Origin of the sequence: Ihubacter massiliensis (assembly GCF_024125305.1) — a bacterium.
In the GTDB taxonomy this organism is placed as follows: domain Bacteria; phylum Bacillota; class Clostridia; order Peptostreptococcales; family Anaerovoracaceae; genus Hominibacterium; species Hominibacterium faecale.
Map to the genome: position 1 here is coordinate 3,508,519 of NZ_JAMXVH010000001.1, position 19,075 is coordinate 3,527,593.

General features: G+C 46.7%; 15 protein-coding genes. All 15 read left to right on the forward strand.

The window, feature by feature from the left end:
* Positions 1-4: 4 nt before the first annotated feature.
* The 15 genes from NIA71_RS16095 (at position 5) to NIA71_RS16165 (ending at position 18,894) form a co-directional block, all read left to right on the forward strand.
* Positions 5-1,369, forward strand: coding sequence for a D-alanyl-D-alanine carboxypeptidase family protein (locus NIA71_RS16095; protein WP_148397611.1), 1,365 nt, complete (start codon positions 5-7; stop codon positions 1,367-1,369).
* Positions 1,362-3,218 (forward strand): excinuclease ABC subunit UvrC, encoded by a 1,857-nt coding sequence (uvrC, locus tag NIA71_RS16100; RefSeq protein WP_253020951.1) that lies wholly within the window; start codon positions 1,362-1,364, stop codon positions 3,216-3,218. Before NIA71_RS16095 ends, uvrC begins: the two co-directional genes overlap by 8 nt.
* 66 nt (positions 3,219-3,284) lie before the next feature.
* A complete protein-coding gene (locus NIA71_RS16105; protein ID WP_148397609.1) occupies positions 3,285-3,536 on the forward strand; it encodes a DUF1292 domain-containing protein in 252 nt (83 codons plus the stop codon).
* Positions 3,537-3,615: 79 nt separating this feature from the next.
* A complete protein-coding gene (locus tag NIA71_RS16110; RefSeq protein WP_253020952.1) occupies positions 3,616-4,845 on the forward strand; it encodes a L,D-transpeptidase family protein in 1,230 nt (409 codons plus the stop codon).
* 177 nt (positions 4,846-5,022) lie between these two features.
* Positions 5,023-6,402 (forward strand): NAD(P)/FAD-dependent oxidoreductase, encoded by a 1,380-nt coding sequence (locus tag NIA71_RS16115; RefSeq protein WP_148397607.1) that lies wholly within the window; start codon positions 5,023-5,025, stop codon positions 6,400-6,402.
* 55 nt (positions 6,403-6,457) lie between these two features.
* Entirely contained in the window at positions 6,458-8,245 is a 1,788-nt protein-coding gene (locus tag NIA71_RS16120) for an ABC transporter ATP-binding protein (RefSeq protein WP_367177898.1), read from the forward strand.
* Positions 8,246-8,821, forward strand: coding sequence for a DUF2238 domain-containing protein (locus NIA71_RS16125; protein WP_227755431.1), 576 nt, complete (start codon positions 8,246-8,248; stop codon positions 8,819-8,821).
* Between the two features lie 57 nt (positions 8,822-8,878).
* Positions 8,879-9,283, forward strand: a complete 405-nt coding sequence (locus NIA71_RS16130; RefSeq protein WP_227755430.1) for a C-GCAxxG-C-C family protein — start codon at positions 8,879-8,881, stop codon at positions 9,281-9,283.
* A 480-nt stretch (positions 9,284-9,763) separates the two neighbouring features.
* Positions 9,764-11,023 carry a pre-peptidase C-terminal domain-containing protein gene (locus tag NIA71_RS16135; protein WP_253020953.1) on the forward strand — a complete coding sequence of 420 codons (1,260 nt, stop codon included), beginning with the start codon at positions 9,764-9,766 and terminating at the stop codon, positions 11,021-11,023.
* A gap of 616 nt (positions 11,024-11,639) precedes the next feature.
* Positions 11,640-11,849, forward strand: a complete 210-nt coding sequence (locus tag NIA71_RS16140) for a cold-shock protein (RefSeq protein ID WP_148397603.1) — start codon at positions 11,640-11,642, stop codon at positions 11,847-11,849.
* 267 nt (positions 11,850-12,116) lie between these two features.
* Positions 12,117-13,748 (forward strand): AMP-dependent synthetase/ligase, encoded by a 1,632-nt coding sequence (locus tag NIA71_RS16145; RefSeq protein WP_253020954.1) that lies wholly within the window; start codon positions 12,117-12,119, stop codon positions 13,746-13,748.
* Between the two features lie 3 nt (positions 13,749-13,751).
* Positions 13,752-15,563, forward strand: a complete 1,812-nt coding sequence (locus tag NIA71_RS16150; RefSeq protein WP_253020955.1) for an AMP-dependent synthetase/ligase — start codon at positions 13,752-13,754, stop codon at positions 15,561-15,563.
* Between the two features lie 2 nt (positions 15,564-15,565).
* Positions 15,566-16,657, forward strand: coding sequence for an alanine/ornithine racemase family PLP-dependent enzyme (locus tag NIA71_RS16155; RefSeq protein ID WP_227755427.1), 1,092 nt, complete (start codon positions 15,566-15,568; stop codon positions 16,655-16,657).
* A gap of 25 nt (positions 16,658-16,682) precedes the next feature.
* Positions 16,683-17,399 carry a hypothetical protein gene (locus tag NIA71_RS16160; RefSeq protein ID WP_148397599.1) on the forward strand — a complete coding sequence of 239 codons (717 nt, stop codon included), beginning with the start codon at positions 16,683-16,685 and terminating at the stop codon, positions 17,397-17,399.
* Between the two features lie 106 nt (positions 17,400-17,505).
* A complete protein-coding gene (locus NIA71_RS16165; RefSeq protein ID WP_148397598.1) occupies positions 17,506-18,894 on the forward strand; it encodes a sigma-54 interaction domain-containing protein in 1,389 nt (462 codons plus the stop codon).
* Positions 18,895-19,075: the final 181 nt, after the last annotated feature.

Consider the following 19,075-nt stretch of genomic DNA (forward strand, 5'->3'; position numbering starts at 1 on the left):
AGGTATGAAGTTCAAGCAGAAACTATTTATTGTTATTACAATCATTGCAATTGCCTGTACCCAAGCGGTGCCGGCATTTGCTGCGTCTGCGGATAATTTGAATCTGGACGCGCAGGCAGCTATTGTCATGGACGCATCCACTGGAAAAATTCTTTATGAAAAAGACGCCTACTCCAAGCGGGAACCGGCCAGTACCACCAAGATCGCCACCTGCCTTTTGGCGTTGGAAAAGCTGGATTTGAACCAGGTGATTACGGTAAAGCATGATGCTACCAAAATGGGCAACATTATGGATGTGAAAAAAGGCGAGGAGTTGACGGCGGAGCAGCTGCTGTACGCGCTGATGGTCTATTCGGCCAATGACGCGGCAGTGGTACTGGCGGAAGAAATGGGCGGAACTGTAGAAAATTTCGCCAAAATGATGGATGCCAAGGCAAAGGAATGCGGCGCCAAAAGCAGCCACTTTCTCAATCCCAACGGCCTTAACTGGCAGGGACAGGAAGCCCACCTGACCACTGCTTACGATTTGGCGGTGATGACCCGGGAGGGCTTAAAGGATAAAACCTTCCGCAAGTTGGTAAGCACAACGGAGTACACGATCCCGGCCACCAACAAATCCAAAGCCCGCAAGCTGGAGAGCACCAACGAATGTCTTTGGTATAACAAAGAGGTTGAAGTGGAAAAAGGCACTGGAACGGATAAAAAGGAAACGATCAAGTTCACCCCTTATTATCCGGGAACCATCGGCGTCAAAACCGGACTGACCAGTACGGCGGGCGGCTGCTTTGTAGGAGCGGTTGACCGCAATGGCACGGAGCTGATTTCCGTGGTCCTTCATTCCGGACCCCAGATGCGCTTTTACGATACCATAAAGCTCTGGGATTATACCTTGGATAAATTCTACGATACCCATCAAATTGTGGAAAAGGCGGAGAAGGTCGGCAAGGTTCGGGTAAAACGAGGCGCCCATAGAAACGTGCCCGCCGTAGCGCAGGGCCCGGCATCGGTAACAGTGGAAAAGGGTGAGGACATCAAGAATGTACATACGGAGTTTGAAAAGCGAAAGCTTCAGGCTCCTGTAAAAAAAGGCGATCAAGTGGGCATTATCAAAGTATACGACGGCGACCGTCTCATGAGTCAGGTTGACGCCGTGGCAGGAAAGACCATTGAAGAAGGCGGCCCATTGTCACGTATTGGAATCCCCGATTGGCTGGCTGTTTTGATTTATATCGCAGCGGGTATTATCATTTTGATGATCATCATCCTGGCCGCGCTCAACCGGCGTCCGGGCAGCAAGCGCAGCAGACGAAAAGCGGCTAAAGCAAAAAGACAGAAAAGAAGAGAGCAAGAGCGAAGAAACGATGTTTGATATTCAGGAAAATCTTAAAAAACTCCCGGATTCACCGGGAGTTTATCTGCATAAAGATAAACTGGGGCAAGTCATTTACGTGGGGAAGGCGATTTCTCTCAAAAACAGAGTGCGCCAATATTTCCAGTCCTCCAGACACATGGACCCCAAAGTCAGGGCCATGGTTTCCCAGATCGAAGAGTTCGAGTACATTACTACGGGAAGCGAAATGGAGGCTCTGATTTTAGAGTGCAACCTGATCAAAAAGCATATGCCCAAATACAATGTGCTCCTGCGGGATGATAAGACCTACCCCTATATAAAAGTAACCATGGAGGAGGATTATCCTCGTGTCATTAAAACCCGGCTGGTGAAAAAGGACGGCAGCAAATATTTCGGCCCCTACAGCGACGCCGGGGCGGTCAACCAGATCGTCGATCTTCTCAATCAGGTCTACTCCTTGAAAAAATGTTCGGCCCGCGTATTCCCCAAAGGATTCCGCCCATGCCTCAACTACCATATCGACCAGTGCGACGGCATCTGTCAGGGCACGGTTTCGCCGGAGATATACCGTGAAAAGGTCAATCACGCAGTGGATTTTTTGAGAGGCCGGACAAAAGGCATGCTCACTTATCTGGAAGAACAGATGGCGGAAGCTTCCCAAGCCCTGGATTTCGAACGGGCGGCCGAGTACCGTGACTACATCATGGCGGCAAAGGCCCTCTCTGAAAAACAAAGGGTTGTGCTCCAGGATACCAAGGATGTGGATCTGATTTTGGTGGCAAGGGGCGCAAAACAGCGGCATGTTGTCCTGTTTTTCGTGCGCGACGGCAAGCTGAGCGGGCGGGAGACTTATGATCTTCAATCCATGGAAGAAGATTCGTCAGAAGATATTATATCCGCATTCATCAAGCAGCACTATAGCCAGAGCCTCAGTCTGCCCAAGGAGATTATCCTGGAAAAGGAGCCGGAAGAAAAAGAATTGCTGAAAGAATACCTTTCCGGACTGGCGGGTCATCAGGTCCACCTGCTGGCGCCGAAAAAAGGTGAAAAGCGGGCGGTATTGGAGCTGGCCAAAAAAGATGTGGTGGAAATGGTCAAGACCATTGACCAGCGGGCGGAGGTTCGAAAGGAAAGAGCCGTGAGCTTGGGTAAAGAAATTTTTGACATTCTCATTCAGATGGGTTACGAAGAAGGCCAGTATAATGGCCGCGACTACCGGGTCGAAGCATATGACATTTCCAATACCAACGGGGTAGATACAGTGGGGGCCATGGTCGTCTTTGAAGGTTTGAAAGCGGATAAGAAATCTTACCGCAGATTCAAGGTCAGATCCATCGAAGGCCCCAATGATTACGGCAGCATGCAGGAAGTCCTGTTCCGCAGATTCCGCCGTGCGCTGGAAGGGGACGAAGGTTTTTCCGTCTTTCCCGATCTCATTCTCATTGACGGAGGAAAAGGCCATGTCAATGCGGCGCTGGAAATGATCCGCGGTCTGGAACTGGATCTGGCAGTTGCAGGCATGGCAAAGGACGATCATCACAGGACCCGGTCCTTAGTGTTCTTCAAGGAAGGCCGGATGGAAGAGATTCTCCTGAAGGATCATCCGCTGCTGTATAAATATATGGGAACGGTCCAGGAAGAGGTACACCGATTTGCCATCGAATACCACAGAGGCCTGCGAAATAAGCGGATGCTGACATCGGTTCTCGATGAGATTGAAGGCATCGGCCCGGCAAAGCGAAATGCCCTGCTGGATCACTTCGGCAGCGTGGATCGAATCAAGAGCGCTACCCAGGAACAGTTGCAGGAAGTAAAAGGAATTACAGAAAAACTGGCAATCAAAATTCAAGAATATTTTCATTGCTAAAACCCCGGCATGATGGTATAGTAATGATATTAGTACAAATTTAGAAAATTTTTGGAGGAAACAAATATGTCAGATGCAGATTTCATCACATTGGAATATGATGATGGTACAGAATTGGAATGCGAGATCCTGGGCGTTTTCGAAGCAGAGGGTAAGGAATATATCGCCCTGATTCCTCAGGATGATTCCGATGACGTGTATATCTATGGATATAAGGAAACCGGTGAAGACGAGTTCGAGCTGATCGATATTGAAAATGACGCTGAATTCGAAAAGGCAGTTGCAGTATTCGACGAGCTGATGACGGAAGAAGAGTAGGACATACGCACAGAATACGGCGAGCTTGGGGGACGGTTTTTAATCGGTCCCCATATTTATGCAAGAAGGAGAAACAAGAATGCAATCAACGAGATCTCGGGGGCTGATGGTAGGATTGGCCGCCCTGGCGGTACTGCTGGGGATATGGATGTTTGCGGGAAATCATGTGTACGCAGAAACGGAGTCGCCTGACCAGGCGGTTGCTCAAAGTAACGCAGCAGCTGCAAGTGAAAATCCGCCGCCACAGGCGGAGCAGCCAAAAGATGGGTGGCAGAATGACGGCACCTATTATAGAGACGGTGCTATGCTGACAGGGATGCAGATGATCGACGGTAAGCTGTATAATTTAGGTACCAGTGGAGTGGGAGCCCTCTACACCGGCACCTACAACAGCGCATACTATGTGAGCGGTGTTTTAGCCAACGGCACCTACAACAGCCTGCTGTATGTCAACGGCAAGCCTTTTTCCGGAACAAAGAACAACAAGCTTTACAAAGCCGGGAAAGTTTACTCCGGAGTCAGCGGCAGCTACTATTATAAAAACGGAGTCAAACAGAAATATAAGAATTCCGTGAGGAAAATGAACAACGGCAAAATCTACTATTTCCAGAAAAACGGGAAAGTCTATAAAGGCACGGCCTGGAAACGGGTAAACGGAAAGCGCTACTATTTCAAAAAAGGCACTGCCCTTACCGGCTGGAACTATGTTGGAAAATATAAATACTATTTTGACAGCAAAGGAAAGATCTGTCAGGATTTGATTGCCAAGTTCGGAAACAAGTGGAAGAAAAAAGACATTCTTATCAAGGTGAACCGTAAAAAGAATTGTGTGACTCTTTACGCGAAAGACGGTAAGCGGGGCTTTACGATTCCGGTGAAGGCCATGGCCTGTTCCGTGGGTAAATCCAAGACTCCTACTGTCAAGGGAACCTATTACCTCACCAAGAACAGAACGTACCGCTGGGCAAAGCTGGGCGGACCGACGATGGGCGGTTATTGCTACGGCCAGTACTGTTCCAGAATTACAGGAGGCTACCTGTTCCATTCTGTCAATTACAATCAGAAGAATAATCGCACCCTGACATCTTCTGCTTACAATAATCTGGGTAAAGCCGCTTCTCACGGATGCATCCGTCTGCAGACAGCCAACGCTAAGATTATCTACGATATTGCCAGGTATCAGAAAACCAAGGTGACCATTTACGACGGAAAGTCAGCAGGACCATTCGATAAGCCGAAAGTTAAAAAAATTAAGGCCGGCCAGAAATACGACCCGACCGACCCCAACATCAAAAAGAAGAAAAAATAGTTGGGCTTAAATATGAACGGAACCCCAAAAGGGGCTGCTGTATGAAGCAAATCGCTTTTCATGCAGCAGCCTTGTTTTTTGGAATGATTTAACCTCGTCCAACACTTTACAAAAGGAACAAAACAGCATAAAATATAAGAATTGAGTAGAAGTAAAAGCCATTCTGGAGGGAATGAAATGAAAAACTATGACATCATCATTGTTGGCGCAGGCGCCAGCGGTGTATTTTTATCTTACGAGCTGACAAAGAGAGACAACAAGGCAAAAGTACTTATGATTGACAAGGGGGCGCCCCTGGAAAAACGCCAGTGCCCGATTAAGAAAGGCGCCAAGTCGTGTCTCAAATGTACCCCATGCCACATCATGAACGGCTATGGAGGCGCAGGCACCCTTTCCGACGGAAAATACAATATCACCACCCAGTTCGGCGGCGACCTGCATAATTACGTGGGAACGCAGGAAGCCCTGGAACTGATGGAATATGTGGACGATGTGCTGTGTAGCATGGGCGGAGCGGATGCCAAGCTCTATTCCACTGCCAGCTCTGAGCTGAAGACAACGGCCCTGCGAAACAATCTTCATCTGCTGCAAGCCAAAGTGCGCCATCTGGGGACAGACCGCAATGTGAAAATTCTGGGCCGGGTCTTCGACTATTGCAGCAGTAAAGTCGATACCATGTTCTATACAACCATACAGGATGTGGTGAAAAAGGATGACGGAACTTTTGAAATCACCACCGATGGAGGAGAAGTCATGTCCTGCAAGGATTTGGTACTGGCCACCGGCCGTTCCGGATCAAAATGGATTTCCAGCATCTGCGATAAGATGGGCATCGGACAAAAACGCAACCGGGTGGATATCGGCGTGCGGGTTGAACTGCCGGCGGAAGTTTTTAAACATATCACCGACGATGTATACGAAAGCAAAATCGTATATAAAACGGACAAGTATAACGACCTGGTCAGAACCTTCTGCATGAACCCCTATGGAGAGGTAGTTGCGGAGAATACCAACGGCATCGTCACCGTAAACGGGCACAGCTATGCGGATCCGGCGTTAAGGACAGAAAACACCAACTTTGCCCTGCTGGTTTCCAACAAGTTTACGGAACCCTTCAAAGACAGCAACGAGTACGGCGAATCCATCGCCAGACTGTCCAACATGCTGGGAGGAGGCGTATTGCTGCAGCGTTTCGGGGATTTGATCAAAGGGCGCAGGAGCAGCACGCGCAGAATGGAAAAATGCTTTACAAGGCCTACACTCCAGGCTACACCGGGAGATTTGAGCCTGGTCATTCCAAAGCGCCAGCTGGACAATATCATTGAGATGATTTATGCCCTTGATAAGATCGCTCCCGGAACTGCCAACGAGGATACCTTGCTCTATGGGGTGGAAGTGAAATTCTATAACTCCAAGGTGGAAGTAGACGAAAATCTGGAGACTAAGGTAAGAGGCATGTATGCCCTTGGGGACGGCTCCGGCGTGACCCATTCCCTGTCCCAGGCATCCGCAAGCGGCGTTCATGTGGGCAGACTCCTGGCGGAAAAGTACAAATAATCCAGGCGGGCTCTTCAACTGGGGAGCAAGGAAAAAAGAACGATTAAGGATTTGAATGATGAAGGAAAATAACATCAATACGAAGAAAACCTCTTATCTCATTAAGAGGTTTCTTCCATATTTTAAAAAATACAAATGGGTACTGATTCTGGATCTCTTCTGCGCGACGCTGACGACAATCTGCGATCTGGTTCTGCCGATGATCGTCCGCTATCTGACGGATATGGGCATGAACGATGTGGAAAGTCTTACAGTGCGTTTGATTCTGACGGTGGGGGCCATTTATCTGGGCCTGCGTGTCATCGATTTAATCGCCAATTACTACATGGCCAACATCGGCCATGTGATGGGAGCCAAAATCGAGACGGACATGCGCAGGGACCTGTTCGATCATCTCCAGGAATTGTCCTATTCTTTCTACAGCAATACAAAAGTGGGACAGCTGATGGCCAGGATTACCAGCGATCTTTTTGACGTGACCGAGTTCGCCCACCACTGCCCGGAAGAATATTATATTGCGCCTCTAAAAATCGTAGTTTCTTTCTGCATTCTGTGTTCCGTGAATGTATGGCTTACTTTGATCATCTTTGCAATTATCCCGGTGATGATCTTTTTTGCCATGAAATTCAACAATAAGATGCGGACCGCGTTCAAGAAATCCAGAAATCAGCTGGGCGAAATTAACGCACAGGTGGAAGACAGCCTGCTGGGCGTGCGGGTTGTAAAATCCTTTGCCAATGAGGACATTGAAGGGGAAAAATTCAAAGAAGGAAACGAGGGCTTTCTCAATGTGAAAAAGGAAGCTTACCGCTACATGGCCGGCTTTCAGAGCACCACCAGGCTCTTTGACGGAATCATGTATATCACCGTCGTTGTGGCCGGTTCCTTATTTATGATGCAGGGCATTATTACGCCTCCGGATCTGATGGCTTATCTCCTGTATGTGGTGATGCTGCTGGCCTCAGTGCGCAGAATCGTTGAATTTACGGAACAGTTCCAGCGGGGTATGACCGGGATCGAGCGATTCATTGAAGTTATGGATGAAGAAGTGGAAATTCAGGATTCTCCGGATGCGAAAAATTTGCAGGCGGTGAAAGGCGAAATCACTTTTGACCATGCCAGCTTCCATTATGCAGACAGCGATGAGAACGTTCTCACCCAGATCGATCTGACCATCAAAGCCGGAGAAAACGTGGCTTTGGTAGGCCCTTCGGGCGCAGGCAAAACCACCTTATGCAATCTGATTCCTCGTTTTTATGATGTGACAGAAGGGCGGATTTTGATCGATGGCATAGACATTCGCAGTGTGACAACCCATTCCCTTCGATCCAAGATCGGAATGGTACAGCAGGAAGTTTATTTGTTCTCGGGAACGGTTTATGATAATATTGAATATGGAAAGCCGGGAGCTTCCAAGGAAGAAATCGTCCAGGCCGCCAAGCTGGCAGGCGCTCATGAATTTATTTCCCAGCTGACAGACGGTTATGAAACTTTTGTCGGCGAACGTGGCGTCAAGCTTTCAGGCGGACAGAAGCAGAGGATCAGCATTGCGCGGGTATTCCTAAAAAATCCGCCAATTCTAATTTTGGATGAAGCCACTTCAGCTCTGGATAACGAAAGTGAACGGATTATTCAGCAATCCCTGGAAAAGCTGGCAAAGGGCAGAACAACCCTGACCATCGCTCATCGATTAACGACGATCCGCAATGCCTCGACGATTTTGGTGCTGACGGAAGACGGCATTCAGGAGCAGGGCAGCCATGATGAGCTGATGAGCAAGGGAAGGCTGTACAGCAGGCTCTATAATATGTATACGACCAACGAAGAAACGGTAGGCAACTAAATGAAGCAGCGAATTTATAGCGTAATTGGACTATGGTTTTTGATTACTATATGTGTGATAATCGCACGGACGACAGGAATTGATCCGCCTGTGATCAATATGATCGGCGCATACGTTTCGTCTATTCTGATAGCTGCCGTACTTTACAAAGCTCCCCAGCATTTCTTTGTTTTGGCATTGTGTTTCGACCTGCTGGCTGCAGCTTTTGGCTCAGTCTTGGACTTTTATCGCAGCATTGACGGGTATGATCGGTTTGTTCACTATCTCAGCGGCCTACTGGCTGCAGAAGGCGGCCGTCTGATCATGCAATACATCTTAAAGCGTTACCACGAAAAGCGTTTGCTGCTGGTTCAAATCTTGTTTGCGTTGTTCTTTTCCTGCGCATGTGCGGCAATTTGGGAGATTTACGAGTTTTCGGCAGACCAGTTGATCCATACAAATATGCAGGGAAACAATCTTAACACCATGGGTGATATTGTTTCCGGCGCCTTGGGAGCACTTACTTACACAGCCGGCTTTTTTGTCTGGCTAATAAGGGATAAAAAAAGGAAACCTGACCCCGGGGACAGCCGCTGATTTTGGCCGAAAAAGGGGATGTTTTTTGAAACGGAAGAGAAAAAAGGAGGATGACAAATGACTGAAAGAGTTGCAAAGGCAGTAGAAAATCATAAGAGTGGTTACAATTGTGCGCAGGCGGTGGCATGTGCTTATTGTGATCTGATGGGTGTGGATAAGGCGGAGGCATTTAAGATGACAGAGGCCTTTGGCTTTGGAATGGGAACAATGGGAACCTGCGGGGCCGTCAGTGCTATGGCCGCCCTCACAGGAATGAAACTGAGCGATGGAAACCTGAGCAAGCCTGCTACAAAGAAGCAGTGCTATAAGATGATGAAAGAAATGACTAAGAAATTTGAAGAAAAGAATAAGACGGTGATCTGCGCTGAGTTAAAGGGGATAAATGGAGGCAATGTGCTGCGCAGCTGCGACGGCTGTATTGAGGACGCGGCAAAAATAATTGAAGAGGTTTTGTTGAAATAAAAAAGTTTCCTTCGAAATCGTGATTCGCCCTTTGTACCCACGTTAACAATTGTAGTATAGGAACGGCCCGATCGGAACGTGCAGTTGATCTGCAGGTTTCGGCGGGGTCGTTTTTCTTTGCGTAGTTTCGATCACTGCGCTGTCCGTTTTGCCATCAATGCCTCGCATTTCCGTTAAACAGCAAGCTTTATTAATCCTAATTAGCTAAAAAGGACAATTATTTTGTTTTTATTTTTTATGGATCCAAGATTGCGGCTTTAGTAAATGGGAACTACAAATGTGAATGAATATGCATATTTTGCTTAAAACATACAGAGGTTTCATGTGGGACATGCATGGCTGTAACCTTTGGATTTAAAGGATTTGTTCTGATAAAAAAACATGATCAATGTGTGAAAAAATAGTGGAAAAGCTGTGAAAATCAGGTATAATGATAACTAAATATGAATTGAACCAACAGTATTCAAAAAGGAGAGCAATATGAAAAAAGGAATGAGCAAATTGCTGTCGGCGCTTTTGATCGCCACATTGGTATTTACTTCAGCCGGCGTAGCGTTCGCAGATACGGGCGGCAGCGAGGCAAGCGGCGCGATAAAGGCTTCACAAGGGAAGAAACAATTTTCACAGTTGGAAAAAGGGTTTGACCTTGAAAAACAGATTAAAGCACAGAGTGACCAAACTAAAGCAACATCGAAATCGGCAAAAACAAAGGCAATAGGAAATCTTACTGTAGCAACCCTGGTAACTGGATATGAAACGGCTCCAGTGGCGAGAATTGACTATAGCGCTCCGGCAGATTCCCTTGGCAGTTATAAGTATGGATTCCAGCAATCGATTTATTTGCCATCTAAAGGAACTCTTATTTTAGCGGCGTACAATTATCCTGAAAGTACTGGGACAGCATATTTTGGTCTTTTCCAAGACCCTGCGCTGACAAATCAAATTGCAGGTGGTAGAAGCATTGTAAGAGCGGGTGCAGCCGATGGAATTGCTATTAAAATCCCTGCAGCGGGGACATATTATATTGGAGCGTATTCGAACGACTATGCTTCCCAACCCACAGTTGCGGTAACATTGAACATGTCAGCTGGTTTCATCTCAGGTATTGACCGTACTGTTAAAAATGGATCAACGATTGCGGTAGGTCAAAAAGATGCCCAGACAAACTATTTTAAATTCAAAGCAACCCAAACAGGTTATTTAAAGGTGGGGAGCAGCGAAGGGTACGATAAGATCGCACTATGTAATAGCAAGAAAAAGGCATTGTCTAATTATACATATGCGGGATATGTTCCTACATATGGAGTAAAAAAAGGCAGCACCTACTATATAAAAGTTGCGGCTGGCAGCAATTATGATGGAGGCTACCAATTACAAGTAACCAACAAAAAAATCACCGAAAAATCCGGGAAAAAGAAGTCTAAGGCCGTGACCATCAAAAAGAAAAAGACCAAAAAGGGCACGATTATTGCTGGAAGCAGCCAGGCTGATTGGTATAAATTTAAGCTGGGCGGAAAGAAAAAAGTAACTCTGACGATGAAGGGCGCTACCAACAATAAGCTGAAGGTTGTTGTCTACAATAAGAAGGGAAAGAAAGTAAGCAGCGCATACAACTACAACTATTACAACAATAAACTGACACTGAAGTCTTATGGAAAGCTGCCTAAGGGTACATACTACATTAAAGTGTACAGAGGAACCAAAACGTCATCAGGATGGTACTCTCTGTCCTGGAAATAAGCACTTTCCACTGACTGATTGAAAGCGTTTCAACCAGAACAATAAAACACAACAGGGGCTGTTGCATGAAAAAAAGCGATTCAGTTGCTTCATGTGACAGCCTGTCGCCCAGGATTGCACTAATTTTGCAGCTTTGACCAAAATTAGTGCAATTTTTCAACGTTTCCAGAGGGTGGATTTTGCCAAAACTGCCATCGGTTCCGATTTATACTATTTTCGTCTTCTGCAGCCTACAAAATTTACACTAATTTCGATCAAAATGTATCGTTTTGATTATGGTAAACCACATCAGGGCGTCGGCCGCCCACCCTTTTCGCGCCGATGATCCCCAAAACCCCTCAAAAAAATACCTGCCAACTGCCGCCTCTGCGCAGCGGCCCCAGTTGTTTTGGCAAAACCCATCGGGAGCACGCCCAAAAACTCATCAGAAAGAACGGAAATTGAGCGAATTTTGTTTGACAAATCTGACAACTACATGCTATACTAAGCTTGTATTGAATGGAGAACGGTTATAAGCAATGTGGTTTTTAAAAGTTCCTGCCTGGGATACTTTTAAACCGCATTTTTTTATACTTGGATCTATGAAGTATAATTAAGAAACAGGAGGTACCGGAGAATGTATACAGGTACAGTAAAATGGTTTAATGATGACAAGGGATTTGGATTTATCACAAATGATGATGGCGGCGAAGACCTCTTCGTGCATTTCTCAGCCATTATCGCTGACGGATTCAAGACACTTAAGGAAGGCCAGAAGGTTACTTTTGACATTGAAGATGACGTTAAGCGGGGCAAGACAAGAGCTGCCAATGTTCGCTTAGCATAACATAGCATGTAAGACAAAGTGATCGAACCGAAGCTGTCTCTCAAAAGCAGAGACAGCTTTTTTCTTTGCCAATTGCACTGGGCTCCGTAAAATGATACAATAAACTATCAGGCGTTTTGTAATTATACGGGAAACCGGGAAAGGGGTTTTATCCATTTGAATAGTAGAAAATACAAAGATACATTTTATCAATTCAGATACATAAACGATCTAAAAGATATGCTAAATACAAGCGCAGAGATCTTTGCCGAGGAGAAAGCCTATCTTGTGAAAGATGTACCTGGAGGGGAATATCGCCCCATCTTTTATTCTCAGGTAAAAAAGGATGTGGATGCCTTGGGAACTAGGCTGATTGATCTGGGACTTAAAGGGGCCAAGATAGCTGTTATTGGTGAAAACAGCTATAAATGGGTGGTTTCATATTTGGGTACGGTCAACGGAACCGGAGTAGTCGTTCCCTTAGATCGGGAACTTCCGCCGAAGGAAATCATCCATCTGTTGGAGCGGGCGGGAGTCAGCGCCATTATCTATTCAAAAAAGCTGGAGGACACGGTAGAAATCGCACTTTCCCAGGTAGAAGGCGTACAATACCGGATCTGCATGTCCACAGAGGAGCATGAGGACAGCATTCTTTCCTTCGACCGCTTAATCGAAGAAGGGCAGGCTTTGATCGACCAGGGGGACAAACGTTTTATCGATGCTCCCATCGACCGGGAAGCCATGTGTTCACTGCTGTTTACTTCCGGAACTACCGGCCTTGCCAAAGGCGTCATGCTTTCCCATAAAAATATTTCCGCCAATGTTTATAACATGTCGAAATATGTAAAGATTGAAAGCCCGGGAATGGGATTATCGGTCCTGCCCATGCACCATTCCTATGAGATGACGTGCCATATCTTTACTGGGATGTATCAAGGCATGTGCATTGCTATCTGCGAAGGGCTTAAGCATATACAAAAAAATATGAAAGAATCAGAGGCCACCGTAATGCTGGGGGTACCGCTGATTTTTGAGACTATGCACAAAAAGATTTGGAAACAGGCAGAAGGTTCGGGCAAGGCCGAAACCATGAGAAATATGGTCCGTTTGTCACGGAAGACAAAATTATATAACAACCAAAAACTGATCCGCAAAATTTTTGGCCAACTTCATCAAAGCACAGGCAATCATATGAGCCTGTTCATTGCCGGAGGGGCGGCCATCAATCCAGAAGTAATCCGCGACTATGAGGCTATGGGAATTCCAATGATTCAAGGTTATGGAATGACGGAAAACGCGCCCATTATTGCAGTAAACCGGGACCGTTACAGCAAAGCCGATTCTGTAGGAAAACCAATGCCGGGAACAGAAGTGAAAATTATCGACCCAGATCGAGACGGCATAGGCGAAATTATATGCAGAGGACCTTCGGTTATGATCGGGTATTATAATGACCGGGAGGCGACCGAGCAGGTTCTCCGGGACGGATGGCTCTATACAGGAGATTACGGCCGCTTTGACGAAGAGGGATTCCTTTATGTCTGCGGCAGGAAGAAAAATGTAATCGTCACCAAAAATGGAAAGAACATTTTCCCGGAAGAAGTGGAATACTATTTGTTGAAAAACAAATATATAGAAGAAGTTATGGTCTATGGAACAATTGACAAGCGAACCGGCGACACGATCGTACGCGCGGATATTTATCCGGATTACGCAGCAATCAACGAGGAGTTGGGAGAAATGAGTGAAGAAGGCCTGAAAGACTTTATGAAGGCAGTTATCGATGAAACCAACGAAGAAATGCCTCTCTACAAACGGGTGAAACGATTCCGGATCAGAGACGAAGAATTTGAAAAAACCACCACTCGCAAGATCAAACGCCATAGTCAGCTGCAAAATGACGATCCACAGGAGGATTAATAGATGCTCAGTAAAGAAGAATACCGCGCTTTAAAAGGTGCCGACCTGCAAGCGGCTGAGGAAATCGTAGCTCAGATTAAAGCCAGCACCAGCCCAGCAGTAAAATACAAAGAAAGCCGCCCAATCATGGATATCAAGCACATGATTGAAACCAGCGCCCAGCTGTATGGTGATCATACTGCTTTTTATCAAAAGATGGAAAAGGGCGGTCCGTATAAGACTGTTTCCTATACGGAAATGCTGGATATGGTTAATGGCTTGGGGACGGCGCTGATTGATACAGGCCTGAAGGGAAAACGAATTGGCGTAATCGGCGACAATTGCTGTCAATGGGCGATTTCTTATCTGGCTGCTTTGTGCGGTACCGGTATTGTCGTGCCCCTGGACAAAGAGCTCAATCCCCTGGAGCTGAAACAACTGATCATTCAGGCAGAGGTAAGCTGCGTTATTTTTTCAGGGCGCTTTCAGAAAACTTTTGAAGATATGAAAAACAGCGGCGGCACGGTACTCAAGAGTCTGATCAACATGGATGCTGATCAGGATCAAGGCCAGGTGCAGGCGTGGAGACCTTTAGTCAAGGAAGGGATCAGGCTGATCGCAGAAGGCGACCGGCGATTCTTGGATGCCCAGATCAACAAGGATGAATTAAGTGTTATTCTCTTTACATCGGGAACTACCGGCGTATCCAAAGGCGTTATGCTTTCCCACTGGAACCTGGCGTCCAACCTGATGGTTTCTCCGACAGTTTTAAAGGTAAACGATTGGGATATCTTTTTTTCCGTTTTACCGATCCATCACACCTACGAATGCACCTGCGGATTTTTGATGCCCATTTACAAGGGCGCGGCCATCGCTTACTGTGAAGGACTGAAATATATTACCAAAAATCTTGCTGAAGTAAAGCCGACCATGTTCTTGGGTGTGCCGCTGATTTTCGAAAGCATGTACAAAAAAATTTGGAAAAATGTCCGCAAGCAGGGTAAGGAAAAGATGTTGAAAAAGGTTTTGAAGCTCAACCGTAAAACCAAAAAAATTGGTTTGGATCTGGGGAATCTTTTCCTGAAAGAGATCCGTGCTGTATTCGGCGGAAGAATGCGGATCATGATCTGCGGCGGTGCTGCCATTAACCCCGAAATCCTGGAGGGGATCCAGGACTTCGGCATTCAGGCGCTGCAGGGTTACGGCCTTACGGAATGCGCGCCTCTGGGCGCCCTCAACCCCGATACTGCGCCCAAAGCCACATCCATTGGCGTTCCTTTCCCCGGATGCTCCATGCGGATCGATTCGCCCAATGAAGAGGGAATCGGCGAGCTGTGCATCAAAGGACCCAACATCATGCTCGGTTATTACAATATGCCGGAGGCAACGGCTTCAGTGATCAGAGACGGCTGGTTCCATACCGGAGATCTGGGCTATATCGATGAGGACGGCTATGCTTACATCACAGGCCGTAAAAAGAATGTGATTATTACCAAAAACGGCAAAAACGTTTATCCGGAAGAGCTGGAATACTATTTGAGCAATGTTCCATTCATTGAAGAATCCTTTGTTTTTGGGCAGGACAGTGATGACGGGGAAGACACGACGATTGTTGCTTCCGTCAAATTGGATGAAGAGGAACTGAAGGAAAAGCTGGGAAAGGATTACTCGCTGGAGGAGGCTCAGAAACTGCTCTGGCAGGAAGTTGACAAGATTAATGAGATGACGCCATTTTTCAAGAAAATTAAGAAGATCATCATTCGTAAAGAGGATTTTGCGAAAAATACGGCCAAAAAGATTGTCCGCTATGCAGATTCGAACAGAGAGGAAAGGTGAAAATGAACAAAAACAAATACCCGAAATTAGTTGTAGACTTGAAGAAACTGAGACATAATATTGACCATGTTCTCATTAAATGCCAAGACCAGGGAATTGAAGTGGCAGGCGTCATCAAAGGCTGTACAGGCCTTCCTGAATGCGCTAACCAGTTTGCACTGGCCGGCTGCCGCTACATTGCTACCTCGAGGCTGGAGCAGATTGAAGAAGCAAGAAATTTCGGAGTCCAGTCGGATTTTATGATGATACGGATCCCCATGCTCAGCGAGGCGGCCGATGTGGTTCGTCTGGCAGAGGTCAGCCTGAACAGTGAAATGAAGGTGCTGGAAGCGCTGAACCATCAGGCCGGGTTGCAGGACCGGCGTCATAAGGTTATCCTGATGGTAGACCTGGGCGATTTGCGGGAAGGCTACTGGGATAAAGAAGAGCTGCTGCAGGCGGCGCTTCGGGTCGAAAACGAGCTCTACAATCTGGAGCTGGCCGGAATTGGAACCAATTTGGGCTGTTATGGAGCGATTGCGGCCACGCCGGAAAAACTCAACGAGCTGGTCGAGTGCGTAGAAATGATTGAAGAGAAGATCGGAAGGGAACTGGAATTTGTTTCCGGAGGATCGACTACTTCTTATCCAAGGGTTCTGGAAGGGAATATGCCGCGCAGAATCAATCAGCTGCGCATCGGCGAAGCCATTATTCTGGCAAAGGATCTGCAGGACCTCTGGGGCTTTGACATGAGCGATATGCACCAGGATGTGTTCACCTTGCAGGCGGAAGTTATCGAAGTGAAAGAAAAGCCCAGCTATCCGGTGGGGCAGATCGAGTTCGATGCCTTTGGGAACCACCCGGCCTTTGAAGACCAGGGTGTACATAAACGGGCGATCATTGGCCTGGGCAAAGTGGATTTTGCGTTTGCAGACATGCTGCTGCCCCGCGATGAAGATATTAAAATATTGGGAGCATCCAGCGATCATACCATTCTCGACGTGCAGAACTGCAAACACGACTATAAAGTGGGAGACGTGGTCGAATTTGATCTCTGTTATGCCACCATTGTCTATGCTACCAATTCACAGAATGTGGACGTAGTGTATATATAGACCCATTGACTGAGGAGGTGTGCGCATGTGTGTGTATTACGATTTGCGGGGACTAAGACTGATTGTAATTGGATCGATTGTGACAATGGTGTTATCAGTCGTCGAATCGCTCATTTCTGCGGTCGACGAATCCGCTGCCTTTTTGGTTCTGCCTCTGGAACTGGTCGGATGGGTGATAACCATTGTGGGTGTTTTTAAGTGCAGCCGCATCAATGAGCGGTTTCGCAAGGCGAAAACGTTTACTTTGATTACGATCCTGCTTTCTGCAGCAGCGTTGGCAGCACTTTTCCTTTTCTTGGTGAATGCTTACTGGCCCGATGAAAATGAGAGCCTGGGAGATGCTTCCTTTGTTGTCGGCTTGATCAGCCTGGCAGCAATGGTTCTCTTCTTTTTGGCGATATTGATCATTAGCTTCATATGCGTTTATCAATTGCTTTATGGCTGCCGTGACATCGCCCTTATGGAGGGGGAGCAGTATCTGGCGCAGAAGTGCCGCAGCATCTGGACCATGTATATTTGGGCCTCTATAGGCGGTCTGCTGTTTTTCGTGATTGCTTTAGGCAGTATTGCAGCTTTGGAGACAGTAGCAATGGTTTTCTTCATAATAGGGATGATCTGCGGTATCGTGGTGCTGGTGGCTGAGATTCGCTTGCTTATGTGTTTCTGGCGGTTCTGGAAAACCTATCATGGAAAACCGGTAGGGGGAAAAAACATTCCCCTGCCCGAACAACCTGTCATATAGTAAAGTGCTAAGGGTGCAAATTAATTTGCACCCTGGTTTTTTTTGTGCTATACTATTCTAACTATCGGGATACGGAGCGAATTAAAAGGGACCAGGAGGTGGAGACATGAAAGCAAAGGACTACCGGAAAATCCTTCATGATCTGACCGCGATCGTAGATGAAGGCGTCCATGTGGTGGACGCAAAAGGCAAGAGCATCATATATAATGAGGCTATGGCAAGTTTGGAAAAGACCAATCGGGAAGACGTTTTGGGCAAGCCGTTCCAAGAAGCGTTCTCCCATATTCCGCCCGAAGAAAGCTCCCTTTATCGGGCTTTGAATGAAAATAAGGCAACTATCAATCAGCATCAAACCTATCGCAATAAATACGGAAAAGAAATCACGGCCGTCAACTCAACCATTCCGGTGGAAGTCGACGGGCAGGTGATCGCAGCGATTGAAATCGGCAAAGATATTACTGAAATTAAAAGCATGAGCGACACCATTCTCAAGCTTCAAAAGGAAAGTATCAACCCCAAAGAACCCCAAAGGCCTAAAATCAAGCGCTATAGTTTTAAAAATTTGATCGGCGAGAACAGAGCGTTTAAAGAAGTAGTAGAACGTGCACAAAAAGCAGCCAAAACCGATGCGTCAGTTTTTATTTATGGAGAAACCGGAACCGGGAAAGAACTGTTTGCCCAGAGCATCCATTTTGCCAGTGAAAGAAGTGATAAACCGTTCCTGGCACAGAACTGCGCTGCGCTCCCGGAAAGCCTTTTGGAAGGGATTCTATTCGGTACGGAACGAGGCGGCTTTACAGGTGCTGTGGACAGGGCCGGACTATTTGAACAAGCAAGCGGCGGCACTCTGCTGCTGGATGAAATCAGTGCCATGCCTTATGAGCTGCAGAGCAAACTGCTGCGGGTGCTGCAAGAAGATTACATCCGGCGGGTAGGCGGCAAGAAAGACATTCCTATCGATGTGCGCATCATCGCCACGGTCAACGAATCTCCGGAATCCTTGATTAGAAGCGGGGCTTTGCGAAAGGATTTATACTACCGACTCAATGTAGTCAACCTTACCATTCCTCCTCTGCGGGAGCGTCTGGACGATCTGCCGATTTTAGTAGACAGCTTTTTAGAAAAACATAATAAACGGTATAGAAAAGAAGTATGGATGGTGTCCGACGGAGCATTGGAAAAGCTGCGAAACTATAGTTATCCCGGCAATATTCGGGAACTGGAAAACATGATTATGTCTGCAGTATCGCTGGCAGATCAGGAGCATGTGCTGACTGAAAAACAAGTTCAAATTCAAGAAGCGTATCGCGAAGTTTCTGCTGATACCGACTTTGATGGAGAGCAAGAAAGCTTGGATCAATATCTTGGCAGGATAGAAAGCGCCGTCATTCGAACCAGCCTTGCAAACTGCGAAGGCAACATCTCCAAGGCAGCCAAGCAGTTGGGAATAAAAAGACAGACCTTGCAGCATAAATTAAAAAAATATCAATTATAGAGAGTCTGTAGACACAAATTGGACCGGACGGGAATCAGCGTGATTTCTATCCGGTCTTTTTTATTTCCACGAAATTCATAAAATGTTAAAAGGAATCGCATACTAAGATAAGGAATAAGTAAGAAGGAACTGCTATTCATGCGCCATTCGATCAAAACAGGCATTAAAAAATGAACGAAGT